Here is a 26,435-nt window from a genome sequence, read left to right on the forward strand (position 1 = left end):
CTCAGTCGAACTCCAACTTTTATTAATTTCCCCTAAGACTTGCCTCGTTTTTTTCCAGAAAAAAGAACCCGCGACACAATAGGTGGAGTTCTTTAATTAGATCGGTTTTCCATGGATGTCAAAGCCGCGTCTACGCGCTTACTGGTGTCAGATATTACCAACTGTTGCAGGTTTTATCGGGATTTACTGGGCCTGAAAGTGATCGTAGAAACCCCAAGCTACGCTGAATTTGAGGCCGCAGGTCAAACCATTTCCCTGTTTCATCAAGAGGAAATGGCGTCCATTATCCACACTAGCGATAAGCCTACTTCTGTCGATAGCCAAGATAAAACCGTTCTAATTTTTACCATCACAGATTTGGATGGCACCTATTCTCAGCTGCGGCAGGGTGGCGTTCACTTTGATGAACCACCTACGCAGAACAGTGATTTCAATCTCAAGATTGCCTACTGTCGGGACCCTGAAGGCAATTTGATTGGACTGTTTGAGAACCTGATGTAATCGACCAGCGGGTGGGCTGTGCCCACCCTACAGATATACCCATTAATTATTCACCCCCTATTTCCAAGAGGAATCGTCAATGGCAAAACAGTACGTCATGGCCCTGGATCTGGGCACCACTGGCAACCGCGCCATCTTGTTTAACAAAGCGGGCGACATTGTGGGTCAGGCCTATAAGGAACTGACTCAGTATTATCCACAGCCAGGCTGGGTGGAACATGATGCCATAGAAATTTGGGAGCAGGTGCAGTGGGCCATAAAGACAGCCATTGGCGAAGCAAATATTGATGTCAGTGAGATTGCGGCCATCGGTCTAACGGTGCAGCGAGAGACCTGTTTGCTGTGGAATAAGACAACGGGTAAGCCCTTACATAAGGCCATTGTGTGGCAGGATCGACGCACAGCAGATATGTGTGCCACCCTAGCAGACCACAAGGCAGAGATTTATGAGCGCAGCGGTCTATTTTTGGATGCCTATTTTTCGGGTACCAAGCTGCGGTGGCTACTGGATAAAGTTCAGCCGGATAATCTAGACAATGTTCTAGCGGGCACAATCGATACCTGGGCGCTATGGAATCTAACGGATGGCAAGGTGCATGCAACGGACCATAGCAATGCCAGTCGTACGTTGCTGATGAATCTGGCACAGCAGCAGTGGGATGACAAACTGTTGGATATTTTTGGAGTGCCACGATCGCTACTGGCAGATATTAAACCCAGCCAGGGAATTTTTGGCTACACTGACCCCAGTTTGCTGGGTGTGGAAATTCCGATTGCGGCACTTTTGGGCGATCAGCAAGCGGCGTTGTTTGCCCACGGTTGCGATCGCCCCGGCTTACTAAAGTGCACCTATGGCACTGGAGCTTTTCTGGTTGCTCACACTGGCCAAGAAATTGTCCGGTCCAAGAACCAGTTGCTCTCCACCATCGGCTGGACCACCACTAAGACAGACGGCAGCTATGACCTGGGCTATGGCCTAGAGGGCAGCATGTTTACCGCCGGGGCCTGCATTCAGTGGTTGCGGGACGGCCTACAAATTATCGATAGCGCCGCAGACAGTGAGCCCCTAGCCACTTCAGTAAACGATAACGGTGGCGTTTATTTTGTACCTGCCCTGAGTGGTTTGGGTGCACCCCATTGGGATATGGGGGCTCGCGGTGCGTTTTTGGGCATTACCCGAGGGGCGACTAAGGCCCATATGGTGCGGTCAGTGCTGGAAGCGATTGCCAACCAGGCCCGTGAGGTAGTAACCGCCATTAATGATGATAGTGGCACACCCATTACCACACTCAAAGTGGATGGCGGTGCCTGCAACAATGACTTTTTGATGCAGTATCAGGCGGATGTATTGGGTATTCCAGTGGAGCGTCCGGCAGTGTTGGACGCGACAGCTCAGGGATCTGCGTTTGCCGCAGGTCTGGCAGTGGGTTTCTGGGATGACTATACGACGCTGGTAAATAGTCGGAAGATTGATAAAACCTTTGAACCTGGGGAAGGCAAAACCGCAGCTCAGGAAAATTTTGCCACCTGGAAGCGGGCAGTGGAGCGGGCGAAGGGGTGGATTGTTTAGAATCAAGTCGTTGGCTTCGACTTCGCTCAGCCAACGATTTCGTTCAGCCAACCTATATAGCAGGCACGGACGGGTTTAATGAGATGACTATACTGAAACATAATTACTCCTCTACTCCCCATGGTTCCAGTTGTTCAGGCTAGCCAACTCACTCTGCATTTGGATCATGGGCACTCTACAGAGTGTGGGTAATTTGTATGGTTTCTCTTAGGTGCGGTTATCCCCGCGTATCTCAGCACGTAAGTTCTATTGGATTGGGTGAAGCCATTTGTTGCAAGGCCGCACATGTTAAGTCACCAATAAATGATGCTTCTCAAATTAGACCGATTTGGAAAATTAGTTTTGGGTGTGGGTGCGATCGCAGGTAGCATCTGGTTTTTGAACCTGCCCTATCCCATGATTCGCTGGCCCATAGCAAAAGTCGCTCCCATAATCCTGCTGCCCAGCTTTATGCAGATGGATCACCACTATCGCCAGGCCATAATCCAAACCGAACAGGCCGATCAGCTAATCAACCAGGCCACCACAGTAGAAGATTTTGAACTGGGTTCGGAAAAAGCAGCCCAGGCCCAAGAGCATCTCGACAACTTACCCGTCTGGTTTCTGGGATACTACCCCAAAAGATACTGCGGCTTATTTGGATGTGGCTGGAAATTTACCCTGGATGAGTTTGAAGACGCCCGTGCCCTGATCGGCAGAATGGACGCCCAAATTTTTCAAGAACAAAATGCATTAACTGTTTTAGAAACCACCTCTAACCAGGTGGTTGAAGCTAGAAACAGTTTTGAAACCAGCGATCCAGCTACCCAAGAAGACATTTTAAAAGACTGGCAACAATCGATGGATCAGCTAAGTGAAATCCCGTCAGAAACCCTTGCCGGTCGCCTGGCCAACACCAGATTAACCGCCTACAAACGAGACTATGAAGCCATCTCAGGACAGACAGCCGTTCTGAGTAAGAGCAATGCGCTTTTAGCCGCTGCCCAACAGTTTGCCGATGCAGCTAGTTCAGAGGGGAAAAATCCACCCCACAGTACTGAAAAATGGGATCGTATTGCCACCCTATGGGAGGCGGCCCTGGCTGAATTGGAGAATATTCAGTCTGACGAGCCAGATTATGTCAAAGCTCAAGCGTTGAAGGCTCAGTATACGATTAATCTGGGGGAAGTGAGAGAACTGCAAAACTCTCAACAGAAAGCTGTCAAGTTAGTCCAATCAGCAGAAAAAGACATTAACAAACTGATTGAGTTATCTGCACAACAAAGTCCAGAGAGAACCATAGCGGCTGTAAATCAAGTGATTAGTAACCTTGAAAAAGTCCCCTCCGGAACAACGGTAAGCAAAGATGCTCAAGTTTTGATTCAACAAGCTCAGGCGTATCTGAGTAAAGCAAACTAGACTTTACCCAAAAAACTGAACCCACAAAGCCAGATTTAGTCACAAAGCTAGATGTAGTATAGTCTTGAGATTAAAGCAGCACATCAACAGCCGACGATTACGGTGTGTCAGTTGGTCGATGATGAGTATAAACAACAACAGTTTCGACTGGGTGAGAGAATTGTCTCGCAGACATTTCCAGAGTTAGAGCTGCGACTGAATGATGTGTCGCCGCGTTGAGTTAAATGAGGTGCGTTACTAACAGCACCCTACATAGTACTTTTCAACAGAATCTTGAGGCAAGCCCTTAATCACAATCACTCACCATAAAAAGCAGGATAAACAAATGCAAACGCCGTCGAACTCGGAATCACCGTCCCATCCATTTCCTCAATAATAACCGTCTCCAACGTCTCATCCCACCGAGCTCGCACAGTACGCCCAGAGAGTTGAGCCTCTTGCCTACCCTGCCGCTTCACCTGATCATGCACAAACTGCAGACTGTCTCCCGAAAACTGATTGTGGGGCGTTTCCCCATCCGGCTCCCACACATAGCTAACAATCGCCTTCGGATGCAGGTCTAACTGCTCCTGATTACGCACATCAAAGTTATTGATCGGCCACTAACTGTGATTAGGCTGGATCGATCAAGGTATGAGTCAGCTGAAAACCACCTGAAAAATATATGAGAAATGCTAAACAGAATTGGGCCATCGCTATTGGGCCATCGCTAATGCCTGCGATCGCACCCCCATTATCACCCCCACACCCAAATTCAATTAATATCCCATTCACAAACATGTGATACAAATCACTGCCATTGCCACATACAACGTTTTCAGCTAAGGACAACCGCGGTCAAGCGGCATTGATAATCTCGCAAACCATGACGCAGCCCTGGGCAACCCATTCTAATTGCCCTGCCCAAACCACTCAAAATCACATACCTAAACGCATTATGCGCACATCAGAGCAAAATGTTATGAAATGCAAACTCTTTAAATTTTGTACAAATATATGCAAAGTTACAGCAATTTTTTAGAAGGCTGGGCATCGTAGTGATAGTCAGTGACGTATCGAGACGATGCGACGACATATGAAAAACTCTTTTAATAATCCTCCATCAAACAATGGAGCCCTTTGCAGTCTTTGCCAAGACACACTGTTGCGCCATATCAGCCAAAGCAGAATGTTTTGGTACTGCCCCAGCTGTCGCCAAGAGATGGTGGTTAGTGAAAGCGAAGATGAGCTGCTCCCCCACGCAGCCGTAGTTAACCAGGTTGGCCAAATGCCCCAACATTGCCCACCTGCCAAAGCAGAAAACTACAACAAGCCCATGAGCGTCCAAGCAGCAAGCTAATGATGTAACAGGCGTTATGGATAACGCCTGTTACAGCCTTCTACTAATTGCTTTCCAAAATCCATTGAACCAATGTGCGTACACCGTACCCTGTTGCACCAGGGTTATTGTACGCATTATCTTTTTCACTCCATACAGGGCCAGCAATATCCAAATGGGCCCATGCCGTATCCTTGACAAACTGCTTAAGGAACAGAGCTGCGGTAATAGAACCACCGGGGCGAGGGCCAGTATTTTTCATATCCGCCACAATTGACTTAAGCCCATCAAAATATTTCTCTTCCATGGGCATGCGCCAGAGTTTTTCACCCGCTTCTTCAGAAGCGTTAGCCAATGCTCCAGCGAGTTCATCATCCGGACTAAATAAACCGGCCAGGTCATTACCCAGGGCCACAATGCAAGCACCCGTCAAAGTGGCCAGGTCGACCATGGCATCTAAACCTAACTTATCGGCATAGACCAGGGCATCAGCCAGGGTCAGACGACCCTCAGCATCCGTGTTATTCACCTCAATGGTTTTGCCATTAGACGCCGTCAAAATATCGCCTGGATGCAGCGCATGACCGCTGATCATATTCTCAGTAGCGGCGCTAATAAAGTGCACTTCTACATCAGGTTTGATTTGGGCAATGGCTTTAGCAGCACCTAATACTGCGGCAGCACCACCCATATCCATTTTCATCAACTCGATCATGCTGCCTGCACCAGCCTTAATATTTAGACCACCGGAGTCAAAGGTCAGCCCCTTGCCGATCAGTGCTAATTTTCGCTTGGGTGTGCCTTCGGGGGTATAGGTTAAGTGAATAAACTTGGGCGGCATCTCCGACGCCATGGCTACCCCCAGGTAAGCGCCCATACCCAGATCTTCACACTCAGCCTGCTCTAACACCTTGAGCGTCAAACCATGCTCCTTAGCAATGTCAGCAGCAGTCTCGGCCATACTAGTCGGGGTCACTACATTAGGAGGAGCAGCCACTAGCTCACGGGCAAGGATCACACCGTCACATACATGGGCAGCTGTCTCCAAAGCAGCTTCGTAACCTACCAAATCTAGCAATGCAATATCGCTCAGCACTACCTTTGGAGCGTCGGTATCCGACTTAAACCGCTTATCCTCATGCATTGCCAACGTCACACCTTCAGCAATCGTCTGGGTCGTTCGCTCCGGACTGTTGTTCCAAATGGGGAAACTAATACCAAGGGATGCACACTTTTCACGCTTAGCTAACTTGGCAGCAGTAGCGGCAGCACGACGTAGACTTTCTAGCTTTAGATCTTCAGAAGCACCTAAACCAACAATGGCCAATTTACGCACGTCATTACCGACGCGGATCACAGCAGAACTACCGGCCTTTGCTTTAAAGTCTGTTTCGTCGATGAGCTCTTGAAGCAGCCCAGATACTCTCTCATTTAACTCAGATAGCAGCCCTGTCAGGGGCAATGACTCTTCAGATAAACCGACAACAAGGCAATCGCCTGACCACGTTAAACAAGACTTATCTGATGCTACAAACTTCATTCCCATCTCAGTGCTAATTCCCGTCTTAGTATCTAATGATTTCGGCGTGTTTATTGACTGAATATCATATATGGCTCTCTATCATGTTCATAGTTTTTTAGATAGAACATTTTGGGGCGATATTCGTTCACTTTGAGAGCACGGTAGCGCATCCTTGCACTTTCTAAACCGTATCCCCTTAAAACCTTGGGTATCTTCTACCAGAAACTCCCGTTCCTGGCTACAAAGAACTCTCTAGACTGTCTTCTGTACCTTTGATTGAGCTGATCCACCATGGGAAAACGTCTCATAGATTTTGGAAAAGAGCGATTACCCCTGTTGCTGTTGGGGGGAGTTAGTCTAGCAAGTTTAGCCCTAATTGTATTTTTTGGGCAGGCGACGAAACGATTGTTGCCGACTGAGCCAGCGACAGAATCTGCCCAGCTGCAACAGGCAGCCTCAGCCAAAACGTTTCAACTGGCATTGCAGCCAGCGGAAACGCGCCGTGATATGTTGCAGCAGGTGATTGACTCTGGGATAGATGGTGATGCCTATCTGGCTACCTATCTGCTGACAACGGATTTATTGAATCAAGGGCAGGCGGCTGAAGCACTATCTACCCTGGGAGAGCTGGAAAAAAATAAGCAGTCTGCCCTGACTCCCTACGTGCTGCTAAAACGAGGACAGGCGCAGCTATTGACAGGGGAGTCGCCCACTAGTTGGAATGAGCTTTTGGGTAACTATGACACCCACAGTGCTACGGCTGAGGCTCGCTATGAGCTGGGTAAACAGGATCCCAATGAGTGGGAAGCATTGCTAGAAAAGCACCCCAGTCACCCACGAGCCGTCGAGGTAGCGCTAAAGAAGCTAAAAACTGGTACGTCCAAGGATTTGCTACTGCTGGTGGCAGCCCATGGTCTCTACCGTGAGGAGTATGAGGCCAGCCTTGACCGACTCACACAGGAATATGGCCAGGAACTAACACCTGAACAATGGCAAACCGTAGGGTTTGGCTATTGGGAAAATCTGCAATATGCCAAGGCTTCAGAAGCCTATGCTAAAGCGCCTGCATCACCTACCAGCTTATATCGGGCAGCTCGGGGGGCTCAGATTGCTCAGAAACGGGTGGTTGCGATCGCCAACTATCAAAAGCTTGCCAAAACCTTTCCCAATGCCCCTGAAACCGGTCTTGGACTCATCAAGCTCGCAGACTCTCTGCCCGATAAAGCAGCCCTTGCCCCGCTGGATCAGGCCATGAAAGCCTTCCCAGATCGAGCCGGCGAAGCACTACTCAAAAAAGCCAACATTCTAGACCAGCTGAATAGCCCTACGTCTGCCAAAGACGCCCGCACATCAGTGCTCAGCCAGTACAGCGACTCAGAAACTGCTGCCGAATTACGCCTCAGCCGTGCCCATAAGGCCGCCAAAGCCAATGACTCAGCCACGGCCCGTCAGCTGGCGGAAGAGTTGATTACGGCTAACCCCCAAAGTGAACTGGCTGCTGAAGCCAGCTTCTGGTCTGGGAAATGGGCTCAAAAATTAGGACAAGATAACCAGGCCCGACAGGCCTATGAACGCACCCTAGCCCAATATCCAGAATCCTATTTTGCCTGGCGTTCAGCCGTCATGCTGGGTTGGGATGTGGGGGATTTTAACAGCGTCCGTTCATTAAACCCTGAAGTCAGCCTGCCCCAACAACGAGAGCCCCTGCCTGCCGGCTCAGAAACATTGCAACTGCTATACCGCCTGGGGCAAGATGCCGCCGCCTGGAGCCTCTGGCAAACTGAATTTGAAAACGTCCAGGACCCAACGGTGGCAGAACAGTTCACCGACGGCGTTATGCGGGTGGGGGTGGGCGACAACCTCGACGGTATCTTTATGCTAACCAGTCTGGCCTGGCGTAATCAGGCCGATGAACAGACCGAGTATCAGCAGCTCAGGAATACATCCAACTACTGGCAAACGGTTTACCCCTTTCCGTTTTCTGACCTGATTCAAGCCTGGTCCCAGCAGCGTCAGCTGAACCCGTTACTGGTCACCGCCCTGATGCGCCAAGAATCTAGATTTGAGACCAACATCGAATCCGTCGCCGGGGCCATTGGCCTGATGCAGGTGCTCCCCAGCACCGCTGATTGGATTGTCAGTCAAATCGGCGAAAATAACAGCGACCTGGATACCCAACTCAAAACCCCTAGTGAAAATATCAAACTAGGCACCTGGTACCTGGACTACACCCATCGGGAATATAGCGATAATTCAATGTTTGCTGTGGCTAGCTATAACGCTGGCCCTGGCGCTGTGGCCGACTGGATTGCCAGAGGATATGGCGACCCCGATGTCTTTGTGGACAACATTCCATTTCCTGAAACCAAAGGCTACGTGGAAGCTGTGTTTGGCGGCTACTGGAACTATTTAAGACTGTATAATCCGGCTATTAGTCGTCAAATGGCGCAGCACACTGCTCAACAGGCTACGCCGTAGTCCAGACTACATTTGTCTAGATTCCATTCATCCAGACTACATTCGTATTGACAACCCTATGCGATTCGAACGGTTGACCATACAATAGGTCAGATAAATAGGGACAGACACCTAGATAACCAACGCTTGGGATCATGCATTAGTGTAAATGCGCAATTTTTATAGCCCATTCGTACTTGCACCGATACAATGCACCCTAGCTAGTGCAGTTAATCTGCCTGGCTCTTGTGGCCTAGGATAGTCCACTTCATTTGAGGCATCGGCTCTCATCGTTCATCACAATTAGCAGAGTAACGTGACTAGCTATAGCACCGTTCAAAAGCAGCAACTGAGTCAACTTGGCGCTTACCTGCAAGAAAAGCGCCAGGAGCAGGGAAAATCCTTGGAAGATATCTCCCTACAGACTTACATCCGTGCTCAATTGCTCAAAGCCGTAGAAACCGGTGATACCTCCGATTTACCTCAGCCAATTTTTGTTCAAGGCTTTATCCGTCGTTATGCAGATGCCTTAGGGTTAGACGGAACTAATTTTTCTAAGCAGTTTCCAGTTCACTCCATCCCTAATACCCCTCGGCCCGTCCCTCGGCCAGCGGCCCAGGTCGATATGTCTTATCAGAACATCGACCAAAAGCCACCAATTCCAGCAGCCAAAGAGCCTAGCCCAGAGATAGGCGCTCTACCGATTAAGAGTGAGCCCACTCCTGTGATGGGAAGTGTAGGGGTGCCAGAAAAAGCGACGTCTGCACAAGCCACTGCCGAGGAAATTGCCCCTGCTCAGCCTGTCACCAGTCCCCCTCCTGTCACCAGTCCCCCTAAGGATTTCACCTTAGATCCCGGCCCCTTAGATCCCGGTCCCATGGATGACAGCGAGCTAGCATCATTGGGGCTCAAGCACAATACCCTAGGCGATGGAATTGCGACTCAAGCTCAAGACTCTAAACCGCTGCAAAGTTCTCCATTTACTCCAACTCCAGAAGAGACAGATCCATCTCTATCGAAAGCAGCCCCTCCACCATCTCCCTCTGCACCAGAAGAGCTTGCATCAGTGGGCGCTATGCCGGTTGAGCCTGCTGAGCCCATAGCGTCTAGTCTGGTCAACGATACTACGTCTTCTGGCGTTAACTGGTTGCCCTTGGGGATCGGTGCGGCGGTGCTAGTGGGTGCGATCGCACTCATTGGCCCCAGAATCATTGGCGGTGGTTCTAACCAACAGCCGGAAACAGCTGAAACAACCACCACTGAGCCAGAAATTATCGCCCAGACCGCTCCCGAAATTGAAGCGGTGCCAGACTCCGAGCCAGATCCCGAACCTGCAACGAGTGATGCCCCAGTTAATCTCCAGGTAGAAATCACTGAAGCAGGCCCTTCTTGGATGAGCATTGTGGTTGATGGCGAACTTGCTTTTGAAGGACTGATGGATCCTGGCACTAGCGAAACGTGGGAAGGCCAAACATCCATTACGATGAATGTTGGCAATGCTGGTGCAGCCCTCATCTCTGCCAACGGTAGCGAGCCCAAACCCGCTGGGAATCCGGGGGGCGCAGAGTTCCTAACCTTTGAGGTCGCAGCAGAATAACGCAGCAACCCTCTGTCGGTTAGCTTCCACGGGGGATTCCCACAGACGCAGTACAAGCACAGCGATACAATAGAAAACAATCTACATAAAGTACTGGCACTGTAGCCCATGACGTCCAACCTAGAGACGGTAGAGCCCACTGAGCAGATTGACCACCTCGACGAAATGCCTGACGAGGTAGAAATGTCCCTCTTCGACCACCTCGAAGAGCTGCGAATGCGCATTTTTTATTCGTTGATCAGTGTTTTGATCGGTGTTATCGGCTGTTTTTGTGTTGTTAACCGCATTGTCGAACTTCTAGAGATTCCCGCCCAGGGAGCTAAATTTCTACAGCTTTCCCCCGGTGAGTACTTCTTTGTCTCCATTAAGGTAGCTGGCTACAGCGGCATTTTAGTTGCTAGTCCCTTTATCCTTTATCAAATTGCCCTATTTGTCCTACCTGGACTGACCCGGCGAGAACGGCGGCTGGTAGGTCCTATCGTTCTAGGCTCTAGCGTTCTTTTTGTCGTCGGCATCTTTTTTGCCTACATTGCTCTAATTCCTGCCGCTCTAAACTTCTTTATTAACTACGGCGAGGGCGTTGTTGAACAGCTGTGGTCCATCGACCGTTACTTTGAGTTTGTGCTGCTGTTGCTCTTTAGTACTGGCTTAGCTTTCCAGATACCCGTAATCCAATTCATGTTGGGAGTCTTAGGAATTGTCAACTCCGCAACTATGCTCAAGGGTTGGCGTGCTGTTTTGTTGGGGGCCGTAGTACTTGGGGCGGTTCTGACCCCCTCAACTGACCCCATTACTCAAAGCCTATTAGCCGGAGCGGTTCTATTTTTGTACTTTGGCGGCATTCTTGTGGTCAAAGCAATTGGTAAGTAGATAGGCAGTGGGCATGTTGCCCTGAACCTGTCTTTACCTAGTCATACTGGAGAGAGAGCTATAGGGCGGACAGATTGAAGGCCTATAGCGGCTGTTTTGCAGGCATTCCTACCTGTCTTGGAAAGTCTTTATCGGTCTTTTCAACCTTTTTTATATACAGGCAATGCCTCAGCCCTTGGGTAAGCGGTGTTTCCCATGGACAAATGGCTACTAGCTCACCACCAAGGGTGTCCAAAGCTCCCATGAATAGTTCCTCTTCTTCGGCAGTCCACTGACCACGAAATAGGACGGCAAACCCACTTTTTTTGAGCAGCGGCAACGCATATTCTGCACAGGTAGAGGCTGGACCAACTGCTCGCACCATTGCCAAATCGTACTGGGCACGATGATGCGGATCCCGTCCCACCGTTTCTGCTCGCTCGGTCAAAAAGGCTGTATTAGTTAACCCCAGTTGCTCACACAAAGTTTGCAGGAAGGCAATTTTTTTGCGGGTGGAGTCTAGAAGGGTGACTTGCCATCGGGGACGTGCGATCGCAACCGGCACTCCAGGAAATCCGCCCCCCGTACCAATGTCAATTATCCGCTTTACGGTCGGCAACCAGTCCGGCTTTTCAGGCTCATACCACGGGGCCAAAGCGCTGAGGGAATCCCACAAGTGTTTTTCCCAAAACTCGTCCGGCTCAGTAATTCGCGTCAGGTTCACCTGACGATTACCCTCAACAACGCCTCGATATAACTGATCAAACAAGGCCTGCTGTGCCTCAGAGGGCTGCCACTGCAATGTTTCCTGCCATATCTTATCGTTGCCGGGTAATGTGGCTACGGTTTCCGTCATTCCTAGATTCCCCTGATTCCCCTAATTTATTGGGTTTACCCAACCCAACGACTCACGCAACTGGAGCCGCCTCTAATGGCTGATTAACCAGCTCTCCATTGTGCAATGACCAGCAGTAATCTGCCAAATGGGCTAAATCACTAGCATCGTGGGACACCACCAGCAAACTCCAGTTTTTTTTGAGCTCTGCCAGTAAGCCAATGAGTTGCTGTTTCATCGACCAATCCAGCCCAGCCGTTGGCTCATCCAGCAACAGCAAATAGGGCTGTCGAATCAGCTGTACAGCTAAAGCCAAACGACGCTGCTGACCACCGCTGAGGGCATGGGGCGCAGTCTGCAACCCAATTTCACCAAGACCGACTGAATCCAGGGTCTTGGCAACGGGTTCAGACCCGAGTTCAGGATGACCAATGCGCAACTCTTCCAGGATGGTATGCCCACAAAAATGACGCTCTGGAAACTGAAACACTAAACCGGCCAACTGTTGCAGTGTTTCCGGCTGAAGTTCTTGATTGCGCCAATGCAGCGTGCCCTTAGACGGAGACACCAATCCCGCTAAAATTTCCAATAACGTGCTCTTTCCCGAACCACTTGGCCCCACGATCAGCCCCATTTTTTGGGGTTCTAGAGTAAATGAAATATGCTTCAGAATAGGCGCTACACTAGCCGCCGGATGGTAGGAAACATTATCAAGGGTGAGCATTAGGGCAACAAGAAAGGCCATCTCACACTATAGCCAATGTTTCCCCCTCGCAGGGATTTAGGAAAAACGTAGAGGTTCAAAGAGCTTGCTATTCTATATACCTAGAATCATGAAACTGACGCTATGGAAATTCGCTTTCGCGAGTGCGACTTCTTCAATTTGTGGATTTGGCTAGAGCTCGACAATGTTCCCTCCGCCATGGAACAACAGTATATCGAAGAAATTTTTGACTCATGGTTTTTCCTGGGCAAATTAGGTGGCTTTAATGCTGAAAACTTGCAAGTTCAAGATGGTGGCCACGAAATCAGCTACATGGACTACGACAACGATGGTGCTGAAAACAGCCTAATGTCGGTTATGCATAATATGTCTGAAGTCCAATTCGAAGGCACCTGGGCTCGCTGCTGGTTTGATTTGGGCACCACCGATGCCCTGGCTCTAGATGTATTGGTAAACACATTGAAACAGTTCAGCAAAGACTATATCAATATCAATCGCGTCTACATCGGCGGTGAAAACGAAGACTGGCCTATCCCCCGTGATCAACATGCTGACTTTGTCGATGCAATGCATTAAATCGATACTGGGTAGGCTTCACCAGTCATAATGACAGTGCCCTCTCAAAGAACATCTATCATGGACAATGCAGCCCAGCGTCAAGCTAGCCTAGAATCCCCGGTCTTTAGCCAGTTAAACCAATGGCTCACCAAACGTATTCGCGATCTCAGCGTGGATGCTCTGTCCTCCAAAGCATTTACCTGTACGGCCTGTGGTGAAATTGAGGGTGAATACATTGTGGACTATGAAGGCAAAACCTATCGATTTGACACGGCTACAACCTACGCTTTTCTGGAATTTATCTTGGCTAAACAACCCACTACAGTGAAGTAGGGCGACCTCTTCCTAAACCACTACTTCATTAGCAAATCGCTGGCGTTTCTCAAATTCAAAGGGTCCGGCAATGGAGCCCCATAGTAACTCATCGGTCTCTGGGTCACGACCTCGATCGTAGCTGATGAGCTTATCGTCAGTAATCTCAAATTCGTTATCTAGATAGCTAGTCTTGCCCTGGCGGACGACTATGCAATTTTTGCCTGGCACGACTTTACCAATAAAGCTATGGCCGGTCCAGCGTACAGTCATGTCACAACCTGTCATTTTTTCAAGCTGGTCCGCCGTTAATGTAGCCAATTTCACCAGGTCTCGCCCTGCCCCGATAACAGCCTCCTGATCTTTGAAGGAATAATTTTCAAGCAAAATGTGATCGTCCTGCGGTAGGAAACGCAGCACTCGAACCCGGTAAGGTTGCCCCAACATGAAGTCGTATGCTTGCTCAAGATACAAGCAATTCCCTGACAAAAAGTTTGATGGCAACGGGCGCATACACACCCGAATATGGGCAAAAAAGGGAGGATTTTCAATTGCTTGGGCCTGGTTACTAAAATCAGCAGCCATCCACTTGAGCAAGGTACAAATATCGGTTGGGTGAGACATATAAGCAGGGATTAGTAGCTGAATTCTCTAACGAAGAGGCGTCAGCACGGACAACAGAGACAAGTCACATACCCATGGCTCAGTTTTCTGGTCAGATGACGTATGACGTCCAGATAACATCCAGACTACCAAGCATAAGGATTCTCTCAGGCTAAGCATTGATGCGACTTTGCCATTTATTATGAAAAGATAAAATCCTCTTAAGAGCAACCCCATGGAGCTTCGCTCAGTTTTTCATACATTTTTTGACCACTGTGTTGGTAGTTGGTCCACAGAGCGTACTTATCACTATCTCACTCAAAACGAAGTAGAGCGTTCCCACACTGACTTTCAAGTATCGCCAATCACGTCAGAGATTAAGACTAAGGTGCTGTCTGACAATGCCTACAGTGACGTTAAGGATCTAGATGCGTTACCGGGCTTTCGCCTTGCTTTTAATACGGTGTCGGAAAAAGGCGAAAAGGTTTCTCAAAGTCTGAATTTGCTCTTTGTCACCCACACGGAAACTGGTCATATTTTAGAGGGCGACTATCTTCGCGATCGCGCCTATGAAGAAGCCCGTCCCATCATCTCCCACTTTCGGTTCGACACCAACACAAACGAACTGTTGATGACCACCAATTACACTCGGGTGGTTTCAGTCGACTCCATTACCCTAATCAATCCCCAAACTCGGATTCGACGCATTCTCAACTACCTGCGACCACCGACAGGTCAACCCCTGGAAACATTGGGCTTAGTAGGTTTCGGCGTTGAACAAAAGGGGGCTTAAAGCACGTAGATAGAAATCAGGCTATGGGATCCAGATGTGAACTTTATTCTCGATCCCATAGCCTGCCCTCAAAACTGCCCTCAAAACCCACTGCTCTGGTGACTTACGGAACCGGAACAAATGAAGGTGTATTGATTTCTATAACAGTTAAACAAAATTACCCAAGCTACCGGGAAAGCTGGGGTAACTCTTATAGAACAGATACATCTTCGCTACGGAGAGCGCACAGTGGGCTTATTTGAGAAAGTTCGGGCCGAGTTTATTGACATTATCGAATGGCTCGATCCATCGCAAGACACTATTGCCTATCGCTTTGAACGGTTTCAGAATGAAATCAAAATGGGGGCGCAGCTGATAGTCCGTCCCGGTCAAGTTGCGATTCTAGTGGGCGAAGGCCAGGTCGCCGATATCTATGAGCCGGGCCGCTACCGCCTAGAAACCCAGAATATGCCCGTCCTAACGACACTGATGGGCTGGAAATACGGCTTTAACTCTCCATTTAAAGCTGAGGTTTATTTTTTTAATAGCAAGATTTTTACCAACCTAAAATGGGGTACAGCTAATCCCATTACTATCCGTGATCCCGAGTTGGGGCCAGTGCGTCTGAGAGCCTATGGTACCTATACGATGCGGGTCAATAATGCTCGCACATTGCTAGAGCAGCTGATCAGCACCGATGGCCTCTTCCAAACTGACGAAATCAGCGATCATTTACGCAACATGATCGTGTCAGCCTTTGCTAGTTGGGTCGGTCAGGATCAAACACCGTTATTTGACCTGGCCGCCAACTATCAGGCCATGGGCGAACAAGTGCGCGCAGCTATGCAGCCCAATATGGAGCAGTTTGGCTTAGAGTTACGCCAGTTACTCATCGAGAATATTTCACTCCCCCCCGAAGTCGAAGCTGCCCTTGATAAGCGCGCCTCCATCGGTATTTTGGGCAACATGCAGCAATATACCCAATACCAGGCCGCTAATGCCATCGAGCAATCGGCTAAAAATCCGGCTGGAGCTAGCCCTGGCCTTGACCTCGGTGTCGGCATCGCCATGGGTCAGCAGATTGCCAATGCCATGAATCCAAGAGCTACAGCTGCACCAACTGCACCGGCCCCCGCTGCACCACCGGCCCCCGCTGCACCACCGGCCCCCGCTGCACCACCGCCACCCATGCCAACCGCTGTCTGGTATATCACCCGAGACGGTCAAAATTTTGGTCCTTATGCCCAAGACCAGCTACTGGCCAATGGATTAACGGCTCAGTCCAATGTGTGGAAACAGGGCATGGCTGGCTGGCAAATGGCCAATACGGTACCTGAGTTACAAGCATTGTTGAGCAGTGTGCCACCACCGCCACCGGGGGCTTAGCCTCACCCCATAAGCCCTCTCCTGGGACCCTTACAGATTCTTAACAGGCAAAAAAATCTCTCCATGAAGCGAACATTGCTTCCAAGGAATAGCTTGGATCGACACGTGATCGACATTGAGCAATAACGGCTGAGCACACACCCCTGCACTCTCCAAGGAGGAGAATTTGTTAGCAAATTTCTTACTAGATAACTTCACGAAAGCGTTTTCCCAATTCCCTACTCCCTATTCGCCACTTCCCAATGGAGCCCACAACCTCCGTTAACCAATATAAATGCCCTGGCTGCAAGGCAGACATGGCTTTTGACCCCAATCTTGGGCAACTTCAATGTCCCTACTGCGGTCGCGCCGAAGCGATGCCAGAGGTAACGGCTACGAAGCTCAGTGCCACATTACAAGAACATGACTTAGCGGCATTCATTGAAACAAACCGCACGCACATTGCCCAGTTAGCAACCACAGCCCAGGAAGTTAATTGTCCGGGCTGCCGAGCCACCATTACCTTTGAACCACCTGATGTGGCGGGGAAATGTCCCTTCTGTGCCACCAGCATTGTTACCCAGAAGAGTCATGCGGCTGATCCCACCCTGGCTCCATCGGGTTTGGTGCCCTTTACCGTGGGACGCAAGGTGGCCCTAAAAAACCTACGAGACTGGCTAGCGTTTCGTTGGGATTGGAAAGACCTGAAGGCCATATTCTTGCCTGGAAAGCTCAAGGAGCTAGCTCAAAATAAAGCGTTAACCGGCGTTTATCTACCGTTTTGGACCTATGATGCCCAAACAAACAGCCGCTATCGGGGTGAACGGGGCGAGCATTACTACGAAACCGAGACTTATACGACGACCAACGCTGACGGTGAGTCAGAAACTAAAACTCGCCAAGTTCAACATACCCGCTGGTATTCAGCCTCAGGGCGTGTGTCTAGATTTTTTGATGATGTGTTGGTGCCAGCCACTAAAGCCATTAGCGACAAAAAACTGCGGAAACTATGGCCCACCCTGGCAGTATCCCAACTCAAGCCCTACAGCGCTGAGTACCTGGCAGGCTTTAAGGCACAGCGGCATGCAATTCCAGTAAAAGAAGGGTTTGAGCTCGCTAAGGCGATCATGACAGAGCCTATCCGCAGTGATATCCGCTCTGATATTGGTGGCGATGAACAACGCATTCATTCAGTATCGACGGACTACTCTCAAGAAACGTTTAAACACATTTTGCTACCCGTGTGGATGGCCAGCTATCGCTATGGAGGGAAAACCTATCAGGTGTTGATCAATGCCCAAACAGGCAACGTGATGGGCGATCGTCCTATAGCAACATGGAAAGTGGCACTAGTGATCGCGATCGCAATCCTGATTCTCATAATCGTTCTTGTGGCCGCCAACGGATAACCGACCATTGAACCGAATCAATGGTTCATAACAAACATCTCTAACCCTTGACTTAAGTATTATCCAAGTTTTTTCAAACACCCATTGCCGATTCAAAAAATAGTGTTTAACATTTAGTTACAAGGTGTAACCCACCTTAACGTTTCGCTTGAAGGACTTGGAATCATGACTGAAGAGAACGCAAAGTTTGGTTTTACTCAGATCGCTGAAAACTGGAATGGTCGCTTGGCTATGCTAGGTTTTGTCATTGGTCTAGCTACTGAGCTAATGACTGGTCAGGGCATCCTATCCCAGTTGGGCTTGATGTAAACCTGAGATTAAACAGGTCATTAAAAGATGATATCTCCAGTATCAGTCTTTTTTTGTACAGTCAGAGAACTATAGGGCAAGCTTTGGCTTGTCCTTTTTTTGTCGGAAGTGCCTGAGTTCTGAATTTTGAGTTCTGAGTTCTGAAGTATCTATGCTTTTGCCGAAAGACCGAAGATAAAGGTCACCAACTCAAACTTCAAACTTATTCTTCCTCCTCCAATTCTGCCCAAGTCGCCACGGCCTTCAGCTCAGGGGGAATTTGATCATCGGGATGAAACTCCAAGATCGTCTCCCGATATCCTAGGTAGCCTGACTCCGTAAATGACATCAGCATACGGGCCAGGGCAATCCACACTGTTTCATCGAACTCCCAGTCGTGACTAAAGCCAGCGCGATCAGCAATGGACTTGAGGGCCCAAAAATAGCTATTGCGGACGACGGATCCTTTCTTTTTGTAGGGGGGCACATCGTCCTGATAGATAAATAAAACTTGATTGCTGATCTTTGCTCTCATGGGGGTCAATGTTCTACAACTGTATCCATACCTTAATTTCTTCTAAAACATCCCATGGTGGCGGCTGTTTGCCTGCGTAACGTTCACAAAGTCTATAACAACACCTGTGTGGTCAATGATCTATCACTGACGATTCAACCGGGTGAAATCTTTGGTCTGCTTGGACCTAATGGTGCAGGTAAGTCCACCACAATTCGCATGGTGACCACCCTGACTCGGGCCACCCAGGGAGACATTGTTGTCTCTGGCTATGATGTGCAACGGCAGAAAGCCGAGGTGCGTCGTCAAATTGGCGTGGTACTACAGCAAACTAGCGTTGATGGGGATCTGTCTGTCTGGGAAAATATGGAATTCCACGGCAGAATGCACCATTTACCCAACCCACGACGGCAGCGCGATATTGATCAATGGCTGGCCTATGTGGAACTATCTGAACGCCGTGATGATAAGGTAAAAACCCTATCAGGCGGCATGAAACGACGCTTACAAATTGCCCGCGCCCTATTACATAAGCCCAAAATTCTCTTCCTAGATGAGCCTACAGTGGGCCTAGATCCACAAACTCGTCGCCGTCTATGGGAAATTATCCTCGACCTGAACAAGCAGCAGGGGGTGACGATGCTACTAACCACGCATTATATGGAAGAGGTTGAGTATCTGTGCGATCGCATCGGCATTATGGACCAGGGGCAGCTGATCGAAATGGGCACGTTGGCGGAGCTGCGCTCTAACCACGGCGAAGGCATCGTTATCAAACAAACTGACGACCGTTGGAACTATACCTTTTTCCCCACCCTCCAAGACGCCAATCGCTATTTGGACCAACAGCCTGATAAGACCGGCATGATGACTCGCCCCTCCAACTTAGAAGATATTTTCGTTGAGCTGACCGGCCATAATCTGGACTAGTTCAATCCCATTAAACACAAAGAGGGATGACCCCATAAGTCATCCCTCAACCAAATAATCAATAATGTAGGGGACGTTCCATGGAACGCCCCCTACACCGTATAAATTCTATTAATCCAAATAGCCCATCAATACGGAGGTATCTTCGTCAATATCATTAGACGCAATGGGACGATGACCAGGCAGAGTATCTAGGTCAGAAACCACCAAAGTACTCACCGCCACAGGACGATGACCAGGTAGATGATCCGTGCTAGCAACCTCAAAGTTATCCTCCATTACTGGACGAACACCTGCTGAAGAAAGATTGTGCACTACCTTCACATCACTAACGGTGATGGGGCGATTGTTAGGCAATGTGTTTGTCTCAACAACGCGAGTATTATCTTCTAGCACAATAATGTCAGGCTTTTCAGCCTTAACTATGCCGCCGCTCTTGGCAGCAGCAGATGTAGTCTTCTTTTGGGTCCTACTCGAAGAACTAGATTTTTGAGTCGTTGTACCAGTGGTTTCCGGTGCGTCGCTGCTCATAACCCTATAACCCCTTCTACTAGTTAAAGTATTCCTGTGGAACTCATTTGGCTAACGATCTAGGCATTCTCAAAACTGAACGCCAGACCTTGATACCACCAATGAATACCCTGCAAGTCACTGAGCAAAAACCCATGAGGCATCAGGGCATTGTAAAGCTCTAGTGGTACAAATATCTAAATACTAAATAATTATAAGTTAAAAAACAGCCGCTTTAGTTTATTAAAGCTAATCAATCCCATAAATCTCTATTCGTCAACTGCCGCTAAAGCTTTGGAATGTTTGTTAACTAACGGTCGCCAAAGTAGAAATTCCGAGCTAAAATTAGAGGTGCTCTTAAGCTACCAAACGTTAATTTTTAACTGAGGTTGTCATCAGGGGGCTGTAACGGTTTCGACGTTTTGACGAAAGTCGCGTTGTGATACAGGCCGAGAGTGAGTCCACTCTCGAAAATCAAGACTCAACTAAATACAGATGCAAACAACATCGTACCTTTTGCTCGTAAGCAAGTAGCTGTAGCTGCCGCTTAAACACCTCTTTCAGGTTCGAGCGCTTATCATTTGACTCCGTTAAGGATGATAAGCTTAACCCCAACGGATGCGTTAGGTTAATTCCTCTAGTGAGCAACCTAACAAAGACCTTTACTAGAGCATCCCACCGTTCGGGATAATGAACGGTTCCCGCCTAGAGGGTTAGATAGGCTAAGCCTGTGAATGAGTGGCGTGTTATTACTCAGGGCGGACACGGGTTCGACTCCCGTCAGCTCCATTAATTTTTTCGACGGTGTGTTGTCCCTGGCGGTGATTTTAATCTGTCAAATTTAGGCTATCGGCAAGTTTTACAGATTGATTTATCCCTAAATCAGGAACGGCAGTTTTTCCTATCTTTAAATGCTCCTAGGATTGAGTGTTTAGATTCTGCTAAGGGATTGCTCTGAGGGATCTTTCTAGGGGCTATATCTATCTACCTATCATGTATATGTATTAACGCGATTATGATGATCGCCTAGGGTGCTACCTATTAGATTTCACTATTTTTTTTCTTTAAGCTGAGTGAAGTATTTTTCCAAGTTTGGAACAAGCCTAGTTGCTAAAAACTGAGGTGTTTATACTGAAGGAGAAAGGCTTCCAGTCGAAGATTATAGATAGTAAAGATAGTAAGAAACCTTGAAGTTATCAGTTTAGATATAGGTTTACAAACAGTATTTTGAGTGGTCAAGTCATTGTCTAATCAATAGACTTAGGTCATATAGGTGGTGTGTTATTTCAAATACTGTTGTTTATCTGTATCTGATCCTTATCTGGTCTTCAGTTACTGTTCTCGTTTGTTTTGCTGAGTCGCTCAATAATGAAATTCCCCCTTTGGCCTTACCTCCAACAACCGGTTTTTAGCTCTGATCACAAAACATTCTTTAGTCCATTCAAGTTTTGGCAACAACATAAGATCCAACATTTAGAGCGGTGTTGGGAAAAAGAATATCGTCAGCATGGAAAACTTAACTAATCCAGCCTTCAAAAATCCTTTACTTGCAAGGGAAAAAACAACCAAACAACATTGTTTAATTTTTGACATCACTTACTGACTTAATGTCAAAACTTTCTGACAAAATAATTTGTTCTATGCAGCCTAAAGGCATTTGTGAAAGTATCAGCAGACGCCTTTAGGTTGCCAAGTTATTTGCCCAATACTGTCTACTTATTAATTCAAATCTAAAGACCAGTTTGAACGGTCGAAATGTTTAATTTGCCTGACTGATGTAGCTGGCAATTTTTTGTCGGGCTTCTTGCCAATCTTGTAACGCTTTTTGAGACCATAGCCAGTGGAATGATAGATGGTTGGTGACATCTTCGTCACCAGCCGACTCAATCACATCTTGCCAATGGCTAGCAGCAGTGGCTAACAATGGCAAGCTATCATCATCTGTTAATCCCTGCTTGGACTGTTGATAGTAAGCCATGGCCAAACCAATTTGTGCATGCAGCTTAGTAGGCGCATTTTGAAGATCGACATCTTGAGGAATCTGCCCCAGGGTGACAATGGGAATGTCATAGTCTTGCCCTGAACCTAGGGCATTTTTCCAGGTTGCGATCGCATCTTCCCAAAAACCACTTTCATAGTAAGCAAACCCCAAGGCAACCTGAGCATCTAGCCAGTCAGGCTGTGCGTTCAAAGCATCTTTCCATGACCTTGCTGCTTCTGCAGGCCCGATGGAATTATCAATAGAGGGGTTTTGATTCATTAACGCCCACTGTAGTTGTCCTTTGGAAAACAACAAGGCAGGATCTTCAATCTGGCCTAAAGCCAGCAGTTGATTGAGAGCCTTATCTTGGTCACCCACCGCTGCCATCTCATTAATGGCCATGACCGCACTTTCAGGGTTACCACTGGCGATGCCACTAATTGCCAGCAACTCAGATGAAGGGGGTGTCGTGGTGGGTTGAGAGGATGGCGGCTCAAACCACTTAAAGGGATCGTTAATACCCACACCAGCAACGGCAATAGTAGCGGCTAAAGCACCAATACCAATGGCAAGCTGACGTTTGCGCCGTCCTGAAGCTTGATCTTTAACACTACGCTCAACCAACTGAGGCACATTGTCTTCGGGAAGTTTCGCCCCATAAGTTGTACCATCGTCGCCATGGTCATAGATGCTAGCCCCATCATCTGACTCAGCGAGGGGGGGCGAGTCTGGCTTTTGGGGTAGTTGATCATGGAGATCTAACCCTGGCGTTTCTAGGGTTTCGGGCAGCAGTGATTCATCGACCTCCGCTAGTGGCACTTCATCAGACGTTGACGCTTGAGACAGCTGCTCTACCAGTTCCGTCATTGTCGAAACGTCTTCTTCGTTGTAATCAAGGATTTCCTCAAGTTCTACCGTTTCAACGACGCTGTCTAAATCTATATTTTCTAGAGCATCAGGATCTGTCGCTGAGCGTTTTGGCACAACAATAGCAGCATCAACCGCCTTAGGGGGGTGTTCTTCCAATGCCGCTAAAGCAGTCTCAGACTCACTCAACAACTTATCAAGGGCACTGTTGTGGTTACCAGGTTTACTGGCAAGATAGCCATCAAACCCAGGCTGCATATATAAAATTGGCAGTGCCCAATAGCTATAGTTGGAGTCGTGGGCCGAGATCAGCCCCTGGCGAGTACGGTTAAGACATAAATCGATGGGATTGCCTTGCTTTAAGTTGCGATAGAGCAAGCGGGTAAACGTAATGGCCACATCGTCAGGAATGCGCTCGGCCATAGCAATCACCCCAGGAATGCCACGATTGACCAGGGCATTGGCCAGGTTTTGCTCATGCCAACCCAACTCAGAGCCTTGGCCCTGGGAATAGGCTCCCCGACAGGAGTTGAGAACGGCTAGTTTCACACCATTGTTGGAAAGCAGCCCTGCTAGGTCTTCACCGCTGATGCGTTCAGTGAGTCCTGTCTGGCGGCTGACAAGATAAAGATCGCCACCAGCATTGCCTAAATTACTATGGCCGGCATAGTGCAACACCTGGTATCGACCATGTTCTAACGCCTGGGTCAGTTCACTGCGGTCAGGCTGTTCTAAGACTGTCAGCTGCACGTCCAGTTGCTGTTTTGGCAGCAAGTTATAGTCATCTCCAGAACGCATTGATAAGGGATGCAGCTCATTTTTCAGGTGATTAGCTTCACGGGCCAGTTCTAAACGATCCTGATCGTTGGGTGCAGCAATCACCATCAGGACGCGCAGAGGCTGATCAAAATCAGGCACCGTTGCCACCGGACGGTCATATCCCTGGCGTCGGCCTAGATGGTAACGAGAAAATGTGACATCGGTACCAGTCCCCAGGGGCCGATCGCCTGCATGTAAGACTTCCCAAGGGAGCTTTTGCAGCTTTTCCCCCTTTAAACCAAGGCGCAGCCGCAGGGGAGAACGGCGATGTTGGGCAATCCCTTGGGCTGTCAACCAGCTATCGCGTAAGGCCTTATCAAAGACGCTGTTATAAAGAGCCTGGCCTAGACTAACGAGGGTTGGTGGCTGACTGCCAGACGAATCATCATCACCGTCTGAAGAAGAATGTACATTTGAACGAAATGCCCAGCGCTGACTCGACTCGCCCTTGAGGATCCCTAGCAACGGATCATGCATCAGGTTAGATGCCTCTGCTAGCCAGCTATCAATGGGCCAGTGAAACTGTTCTTGCGCCAAGGGGACACCTGGCGCAACTTGCTCTGTGCGCACCAGGTAGCGGTTATCACCGACGGCTGTAATTGATATGTCAAACTCTTGGAGCACTGTTAGCAGATCGCGTCCCTGTTACGTTTAATTTTTGCTTTCTATCTGATACCCCTGACGCCCCTAGGCCGTTTTAGTATCCCCAATAAACCACCATAACGTGTCGAAATGGATACGATGCCCCGACAAGATGCAGTTATCTAACTGTCTACATGGCTTTGGTGCCCACATCGGATAGACAACTATCAGCCGATACACTTGTCATCGCCAATGATTGAGGACTGCTATGTATCCGGCATCTTATGTATTCGGCATCCTATGTATTCGGCATTCCATAGGGTAACCCATTCCAAAGTTTAATTCACAACCATGGCGGAACCACCTCCGCGTCGCCTGGGTTCCGCAACAGCCTGCATCGCAGTGCCATCAGGCGATACCTCTACACCAGTAGCCGCCCCAATTTCCTCCACCGTCCGAAACTGATGGCCTAACTGTTCAAGTAAGTTCACATTAGCAGTTGCACCTTGATCAATGGTGGTGGTACTGCCATTGCGTTGGGAGAAGCGTGGAGCGCCAATGGCTTCAGGCAAGGATAAATCAAAATCAATTAAATTGGTAGCGATGCCAACGACAGTGGTAATGATAGTGGAACCACCGGGACTCCCAAAGGCCAAAATTCGACCATCCGGAGCAAAGGCAATGGTGGGAGACATACTGCTGCGAGGTCGTTTACCCGGTTCTGGCGCATTGGGGTGGGGCACAGTCGTGTCAAAATCTGTGAGTTCATTGTTGAGGATAAACCCATAGCCAGGGACGACAATCCCAGACCCACCGGTAGATTCAATGGTTAGGGTATAAGAAACAACATTGCCAAACCGATCGGCAGTCACTAAGTGGGTTGTCGATAGCCCTTCTTGGCCATTGGTAACTGCTACCTTAGGTGCTTGGGTGAGACTGGGGCTAGGGTCGGTTTGATAGGGTAGCGGATTACCAGGTGTGGTACAGGGTTCAGCAGCCCTGTCCGGAAGCTGGCGACTGGCAATGTAATTGGCATTGAGCAACCCGGCTACGGGAACATCTACGTACTCAGGATCGCCAAGGTAGGCGTTGCGATCACAAAATGCCAGTCTTTCCGCCTCGATCACCCGATGCAGTGCCTGACTGCGATCTAAGCTGCCCAGATCGCTAGACTCCAGCAGTTTAAGCGTTTGAGCTACCGTGATCCCACCGCTACTAGGTAACCCCATGCCATAAAACTGATAGCCGCGATAGTCACTAACCACGGGCGGTCTTACCCGCACCTCGTAGCGGTCTAGATCGCCTAGATCCATCGCCCCAGGGTACACAGTAAATGGAGGCTCATTGACGGTCGGTGGTGACTGTACGGTCTCCACAATCGCCTGGGCAATGTCACCTCGGTAAAAGCTATTAACGCCCTGGTTTACCAGCAAGCGATAGGCCTTGGCCATGTCCGGGTTCTGAAACCGTGAACCAACGGCTGGCGGTTCGCCGTTTGGCAAATATAACTGCTGCGTAGAGGTAAATGCCTCAAATCGTTCCTGGTTACGGGCTACCTGCTGAACAAATGTTTCATCCACGGTAAAGCCAGACTCCGCTAGCTCAATCGCTGGAGCCAACGCATCTGCCAGGGATAGGGTGCCATAGCGAGACAGCGCCGTTTGCCAATTGAGTGGCGTCCCTGGCACACCGACGGCCAGACCGCTACTTATGCGATTTGGGAAAAACGGTAAATTTTCCCCTGTGGGACTTTCTGGATCGCGGAACAAATCAGCGGTTACTGCCGCTGGAGCTTCCTCACGACCATCCAGGGTAATCATCCGGTCCTGGTCATGGAGGTAAATCACCATAAAGCCACCGCCACCGATACCAGTGGAAAAGGGCTCAGTTACCCCCAGGACAGCAGCGGTTGCCACAGCCGCATCCACCGCATTCCCCCCCTGGCGTAGCACCTCGATGCCAATGCGACTGGCAGCTTCATCAACTGAGGCCACCGCACCGCCAGCACCATTGGCCACAGGAACTTTACCCCCAGACTGGGCAAAACTGGTATAGGTAAAAACCAATACCAGACAAATGGCACAACACCACAACCACAAATAATTCGTAGGGGCGTTGTATACAACGCCCCTACGAATGTTCATGGGATTAAAT

At 49.0% G+C, this 26,435-nt stretch carries 23 protein-coding genes, 1 other RNA gene and 1 pseudogene; 15 read left to right on the plus strand and 10 right to left on the minus strand.

Annotated elements, in window-relative coordinates; genetic code table 11:
- The first annotated feature begins 111 nt into the window (after positions 1–111).
- The 3 genes from SPB21_RS17500 (at position 112) to SPB21_RS17510 (ending at position 3,469) form a co-directional block, all read left to right on the plus strand.
- On the plus strand, positions 112–501 hold the full coding sequence (locus SPB21_RS17500) for a VOC family protein (protein WP_006515683.1): 390 nt from the start codon (positions 112–114) through the stop codon (positions 499–501).
- Between the two features lie 79 nt (positions 502–580).
- On the plus strand, positions 581–2,071 hold the full coding sequence (gene glpK / locus SPB21_RS17505; RefSeq protein WP_458789461.1) for a glycerol kinase GlpK: 1,491 nt from the start codon (positions 581–583) through the stop codon (positions 2,069–2,071).
- Positions 2,072–2,374: 303 nt separating this feature from the next.
- Positions 2,375–3,469 carry a hypothetical protein gene (locus SPB21_RS17510; RefSeq protein WP_163670618.1) on the plus strand — a complete coding sequence of 365 codons (1,095 nt, stop codon included), beginning with the start codon at positions 2,375–2,377 and terminating at the stop codon, positions 3,467–3,469.
- A gap of 296 nt (positions 3,470–3,765) precedes the next feature.
- Here the strand turns inward: SPB21_RS17510 and SPB21_RS17515 are convergent.
- A pseudogene (locus SPB21_RS17515) lies at positions 3,766–4,056 on the minus strand (DUF3179 domain-containing protein); the annotation flags it as partial.
- Positions 4,057–4,081: 25 nt separating this feature from the next.
- On the minus strand, positions 4,082–4,300 hold the full coding sequence (locus SPB21_RS17520) for a hypothetical protein (protein WP_499867297.1): 219 nt from the start codon (positions 4,298–4,300) through the stop codon (positions 4,082–4,084).
- 244 nt (positions 4,301–4,544) lie between these two features.
- On the opposite strand from SPB21_RS17520, the gene SPB21_RS17525 reads away from it, so the two are divergent.
- Positions 4,545–4,808: a hypothetical protein gene (locus SPB21_RS17525; RefSeq protein ID WP_163661795.1), complete on the plus strand. Its 264-nt coding sequence runs from the start codon at positions 4,545–4,547 to the stop codon at positions 4,806–4,808.
- Positions 4,809–4,851: 43 nt separating this feature from the next.
- Here SPB21_RS17525 and SPB21_RS17530 read toward each other — a convergent pair whose 3' ends face one another.
- Positions 4,852–6,327 carry a leucyl aminopeptidase gene (locus SPB21_RS17530; protein WP_163670624.1) on the minus strand — a complete coding sequence of 492 codons (1,476 nt, stop codon included), beginning with the start codon at positions 6,325–6,327 and terminating at the stop codon, positions 4,852–4,854.
- A gap of 273 nt (positions 6,328–6,600) precedes the next feature.
- Here SPB21_RS17530 and SPB21_RS17535 point away from each other — a divergent pair, with 273 nt between their 5' ends.
- The 3 genes from SPB21_RS17535 to tatC all read left to right on the plus strand — a co-directional run bounded on the left by SPB21_RS17535 (position 6,601) and on the right by tatC (position 11,233).
- On the plus strand, positions 6,601–8,787 hold the full coding sequence (locus SPB21_RS17535) for a lytic transglycosylase domain-containing protein (RefSeq protein ID WP_499867299.1): 2,187 nt from the start codon (positions 6,601–6,603) through the stop codon (positions 8,785–8,787).
- 295 nt (positions 8,788–9,082) lie between these two features.
- Positions 9,083–10,363, plus strand: coding sequence for a helix-turn-helix domain-containing protein (locus tag SPB21_RS17540; protein WP_499867300.1), 1,281 nt, complete (start codon positions 9,083–9,085; stop codon positions 10,361–10,363).
- Positions 10,364–10,471: 108 nt separating this feature from the next.
- Complete coding sequence (gene tatC, locus SPB21_RS17545) at positions 10,472–11,233, plus strand: twin-arginine translocase subunit TatC (RefSeq protein ID WP_163670630.1); 762 nt, start codon at positions 10,472–10,474, stop codon at positions 11,231–11,233.
- An 82-nt stretch (positions 11,234–11,315) separates the two neighbouring features.
- On the opposite strand, the gene rsmG is transcribed toward tatC, so the two are convergent.
- Both rsmG and SPB21_RS17555 read right to left on the minus strand, forming a co-directional pair.
- Positions 11,316–12,068, minus strand: coding sequence for a 16S rRNA (guanine(527)-N(7))-methyltransferase RsmG (gene rsmG / locus SPB21_RS17550; protein ID WP_163670632.1), 753 nt, complete (start codon positions 12,066–12,068; stop codon positions 11,316–11,318).
- 52 nt (positions 12,069–12,120) lie between these two features.
- Complete coding sequence (locus tag SPB21_RS17555) at positions 12,121–12,771, minus strand: ABC transporter ATP-binding protein (protein WP_163671857.1); 651 nt, start codon at positions 12,769–12,771, stop codon at positions 12,121–12,123.
- Between the two features lie 123 nt (positions 12,772–12,894).
- Here SPB21_RS17555 and SPB21_RS17560 point away from each other — a divergent pair, with 123 nt between their 5' ends.
- Together SPB21_RS17560 and SPB21_RS17565 are read left to right on the plus strand one after the other, a co-directional pair.
- Entirely contained in the window at positions 12,895–13,347 is a 453-nt protein-coding gene (locus tag SPB21_RS17560; protein ID WP_163670634.1) for a DUF3531 family protein, read from the plus strand.
- Between the two features lie 60 nt (positions 13,348–13,407).
- Positions 13,408–13,662 carry a hypothetical protein gene (locus SPB21_RS17565; protein WP_163671858.1) on the plus strand — a complete coding sequence of 85 codons (255 nt, stop codon included), beginning with the start codon at positions 13,408–13,410 and terminating at the stop codon, positions 13,660–13,662.
- 12 nt (positions 13,663–13,674) lie between these two features.
- Here the strand turns inward: SPB21_RS17565 and SPB21_RS17570 are convergent, their stop codons facing one another.
- Entirely contained in the window at positions 13,675–14,265 is a 591-nt protein-coding gene (locus SPB21_RS17570) for a chromophore lyase CpcT/CpeT (RefSeq protein WP_163670635.1), read from the minus strand.
- 214 nt (positions 14,266–14,479) lie between these two features.
- On the opposite strand from SPB21_RS17570, the gene SPB21_RS17575 reads away from it, so the two are divergent.
- The 4 genes from SPB21_RS17575 to SPB21_RS17590 all read left to right on the plus strand — a co-directional run bounded on the left by SPB21_RS17575 (position 14,480) and on the right by SPB21_RS17590 (position 18,099).
- On the plus strand, positions 14,480–15,037 hold the full coding sequence (locus SPB21_RS17575; RefSeq protein WP_163670637.1) for a phycobiliprotein lyase: 558 nt from the start codon (positions 14,480–14,482) through the stop codon (positions 15,035–15,037).
- A gap of 228 nt (positions 15,038–15,265) precedes the next feature.
- Complete coding sequence (locus tag SPB21_RS17580) at positions 15,266–16,402, plus strand: SPFH domain-containing protein (protein ID WP_499867301.1); 1,137 nt, start codon at positions 15,266–15,268, stop codon at positions 16,400–16,402.
- 296 nt (positions 16,403–16,698) lie between these two features.
- The gene (locus tag SPB21_RS17585; RefSeq protein WP_499867302.1) at positions 16,699–17,790 is read left to right on the plus strand and encodes a hypothetical protein; all 1,092 of its coding nucleotides are present in this window, start codon (positions 16,699–16,701) and stop codon (positions 17,788–17,790) included.
- 165 nt (positions 17,791–17,955) lie between these two features.
- Entirely contained in the window at positions 17,956–18,099 is a 144-nt protein-coding gene (locus SPB21_RS17590) for a CAB/ELIP/HLIP family chlorophyll-binding protein (protein WP_163670643.1), read from the plus strand.
- Positions 18,100–18,301: 202 nt separating this feature from the next.
- Here SPB21_RS17590 and SPB21_RS17595 read toward each other — a convergent pair whose 3' ends face one another.
- Entirely contained in the window at positions 18,302–18,613 is a 312-nt protein-coding gene (locus tag SPB21_RS17595) for a hypothetical protein (protein WP_163670645.1), read from the minus strand.
- 54 nt (positions 18,614–18,667) lie between these two features.
- On the opposite strand from SPB21_RS17595, the gene SPB21_RS17600 reads away from it, so the two are divergent.
- Positions 18,668–19,522, plus strand: coding sequence for an ABC transporter ATP-binding protein (locus SPB21_RS17600; RefSeq protein ID WP_250565191.1), 855 nt, complete (start codon positions 18,668–18,670; stop codon positions 19,520–19,522).
- Between the two features lie 111 nt (positions 19,523–19,633).
- Here the strand turns inward: SPB21_RS17600 and SPB21_RS17605 are convergent, their stop codons facing one another.
- Entirely contained in the window at positions 19,634–20,053 is a 420-nt protein-coding gene (locus tag SPB21_RS17605) for a hypothetical protein (RefSeq protein ID WP_163670647.1), read from the minus strand.
- A 378-nt stretch (positions 20,054–20,431) separates the two neighbouring features.
- Between SPB21_RS17605 and ssrA the strand changes: the two genes are divergently transcribed.
- Positions 20,432–20,824, plus strand: a transfer-messenger RNA (tmRNA) gene (gene ssrA / locus SPB21_RS17610).
- Positions 20,825–21,791: 967 nt separating this feature from the next.
- On the opposite strand, the gene SPB21_RS17615 is transcribed toward ssrA, so the two are convergent.
- Together SPB21_RS17615 and ggt are read right to left on the minus strand one after the other, a co-directional pair.
- Positions 21,792–24,323 carry a CHAT domain-containing tetratricopeptide repeat protein gene (locus SPB21_RS17615; protein ID WP_499867304.1) on the minus strand — a complete coding sequence of 844 codons (2,532 nt, stop codon included), beginning with the start codon at positions 24,321–24,323 and terminating at the stop codon, positions 21,792–21,794.
- Between the two features lie 296 nt (positions 24,324–24,619).
- The gene (ggt, locus tag SPB21_RS17620; protein ID WP_499867306.1) at positions 24,620–26,425 is read right to left on the minus strand and encodes a gamma-glutamyltransferase; all 1,806 of its coding nucleotides are present in this window, start codon (positions 26,423–26,425) and stop codon (positions 24,620–24,622) included.
- Positions 26,426–26,435: the final 10 nt, after the last annotated feature.

The sequence above is a fragment of the Leptothoe sp. ISB3NOV94-8A genome (genome assembly GCF_043421595.1).
GTDB classification, from domain to species: domain Bacteria; phylum Cyanobacteriota; class Cyanobacteriia; order Phormidesmidales; family Phormidesmidaceae; genus Leptothoe; species Leptothoe turfae.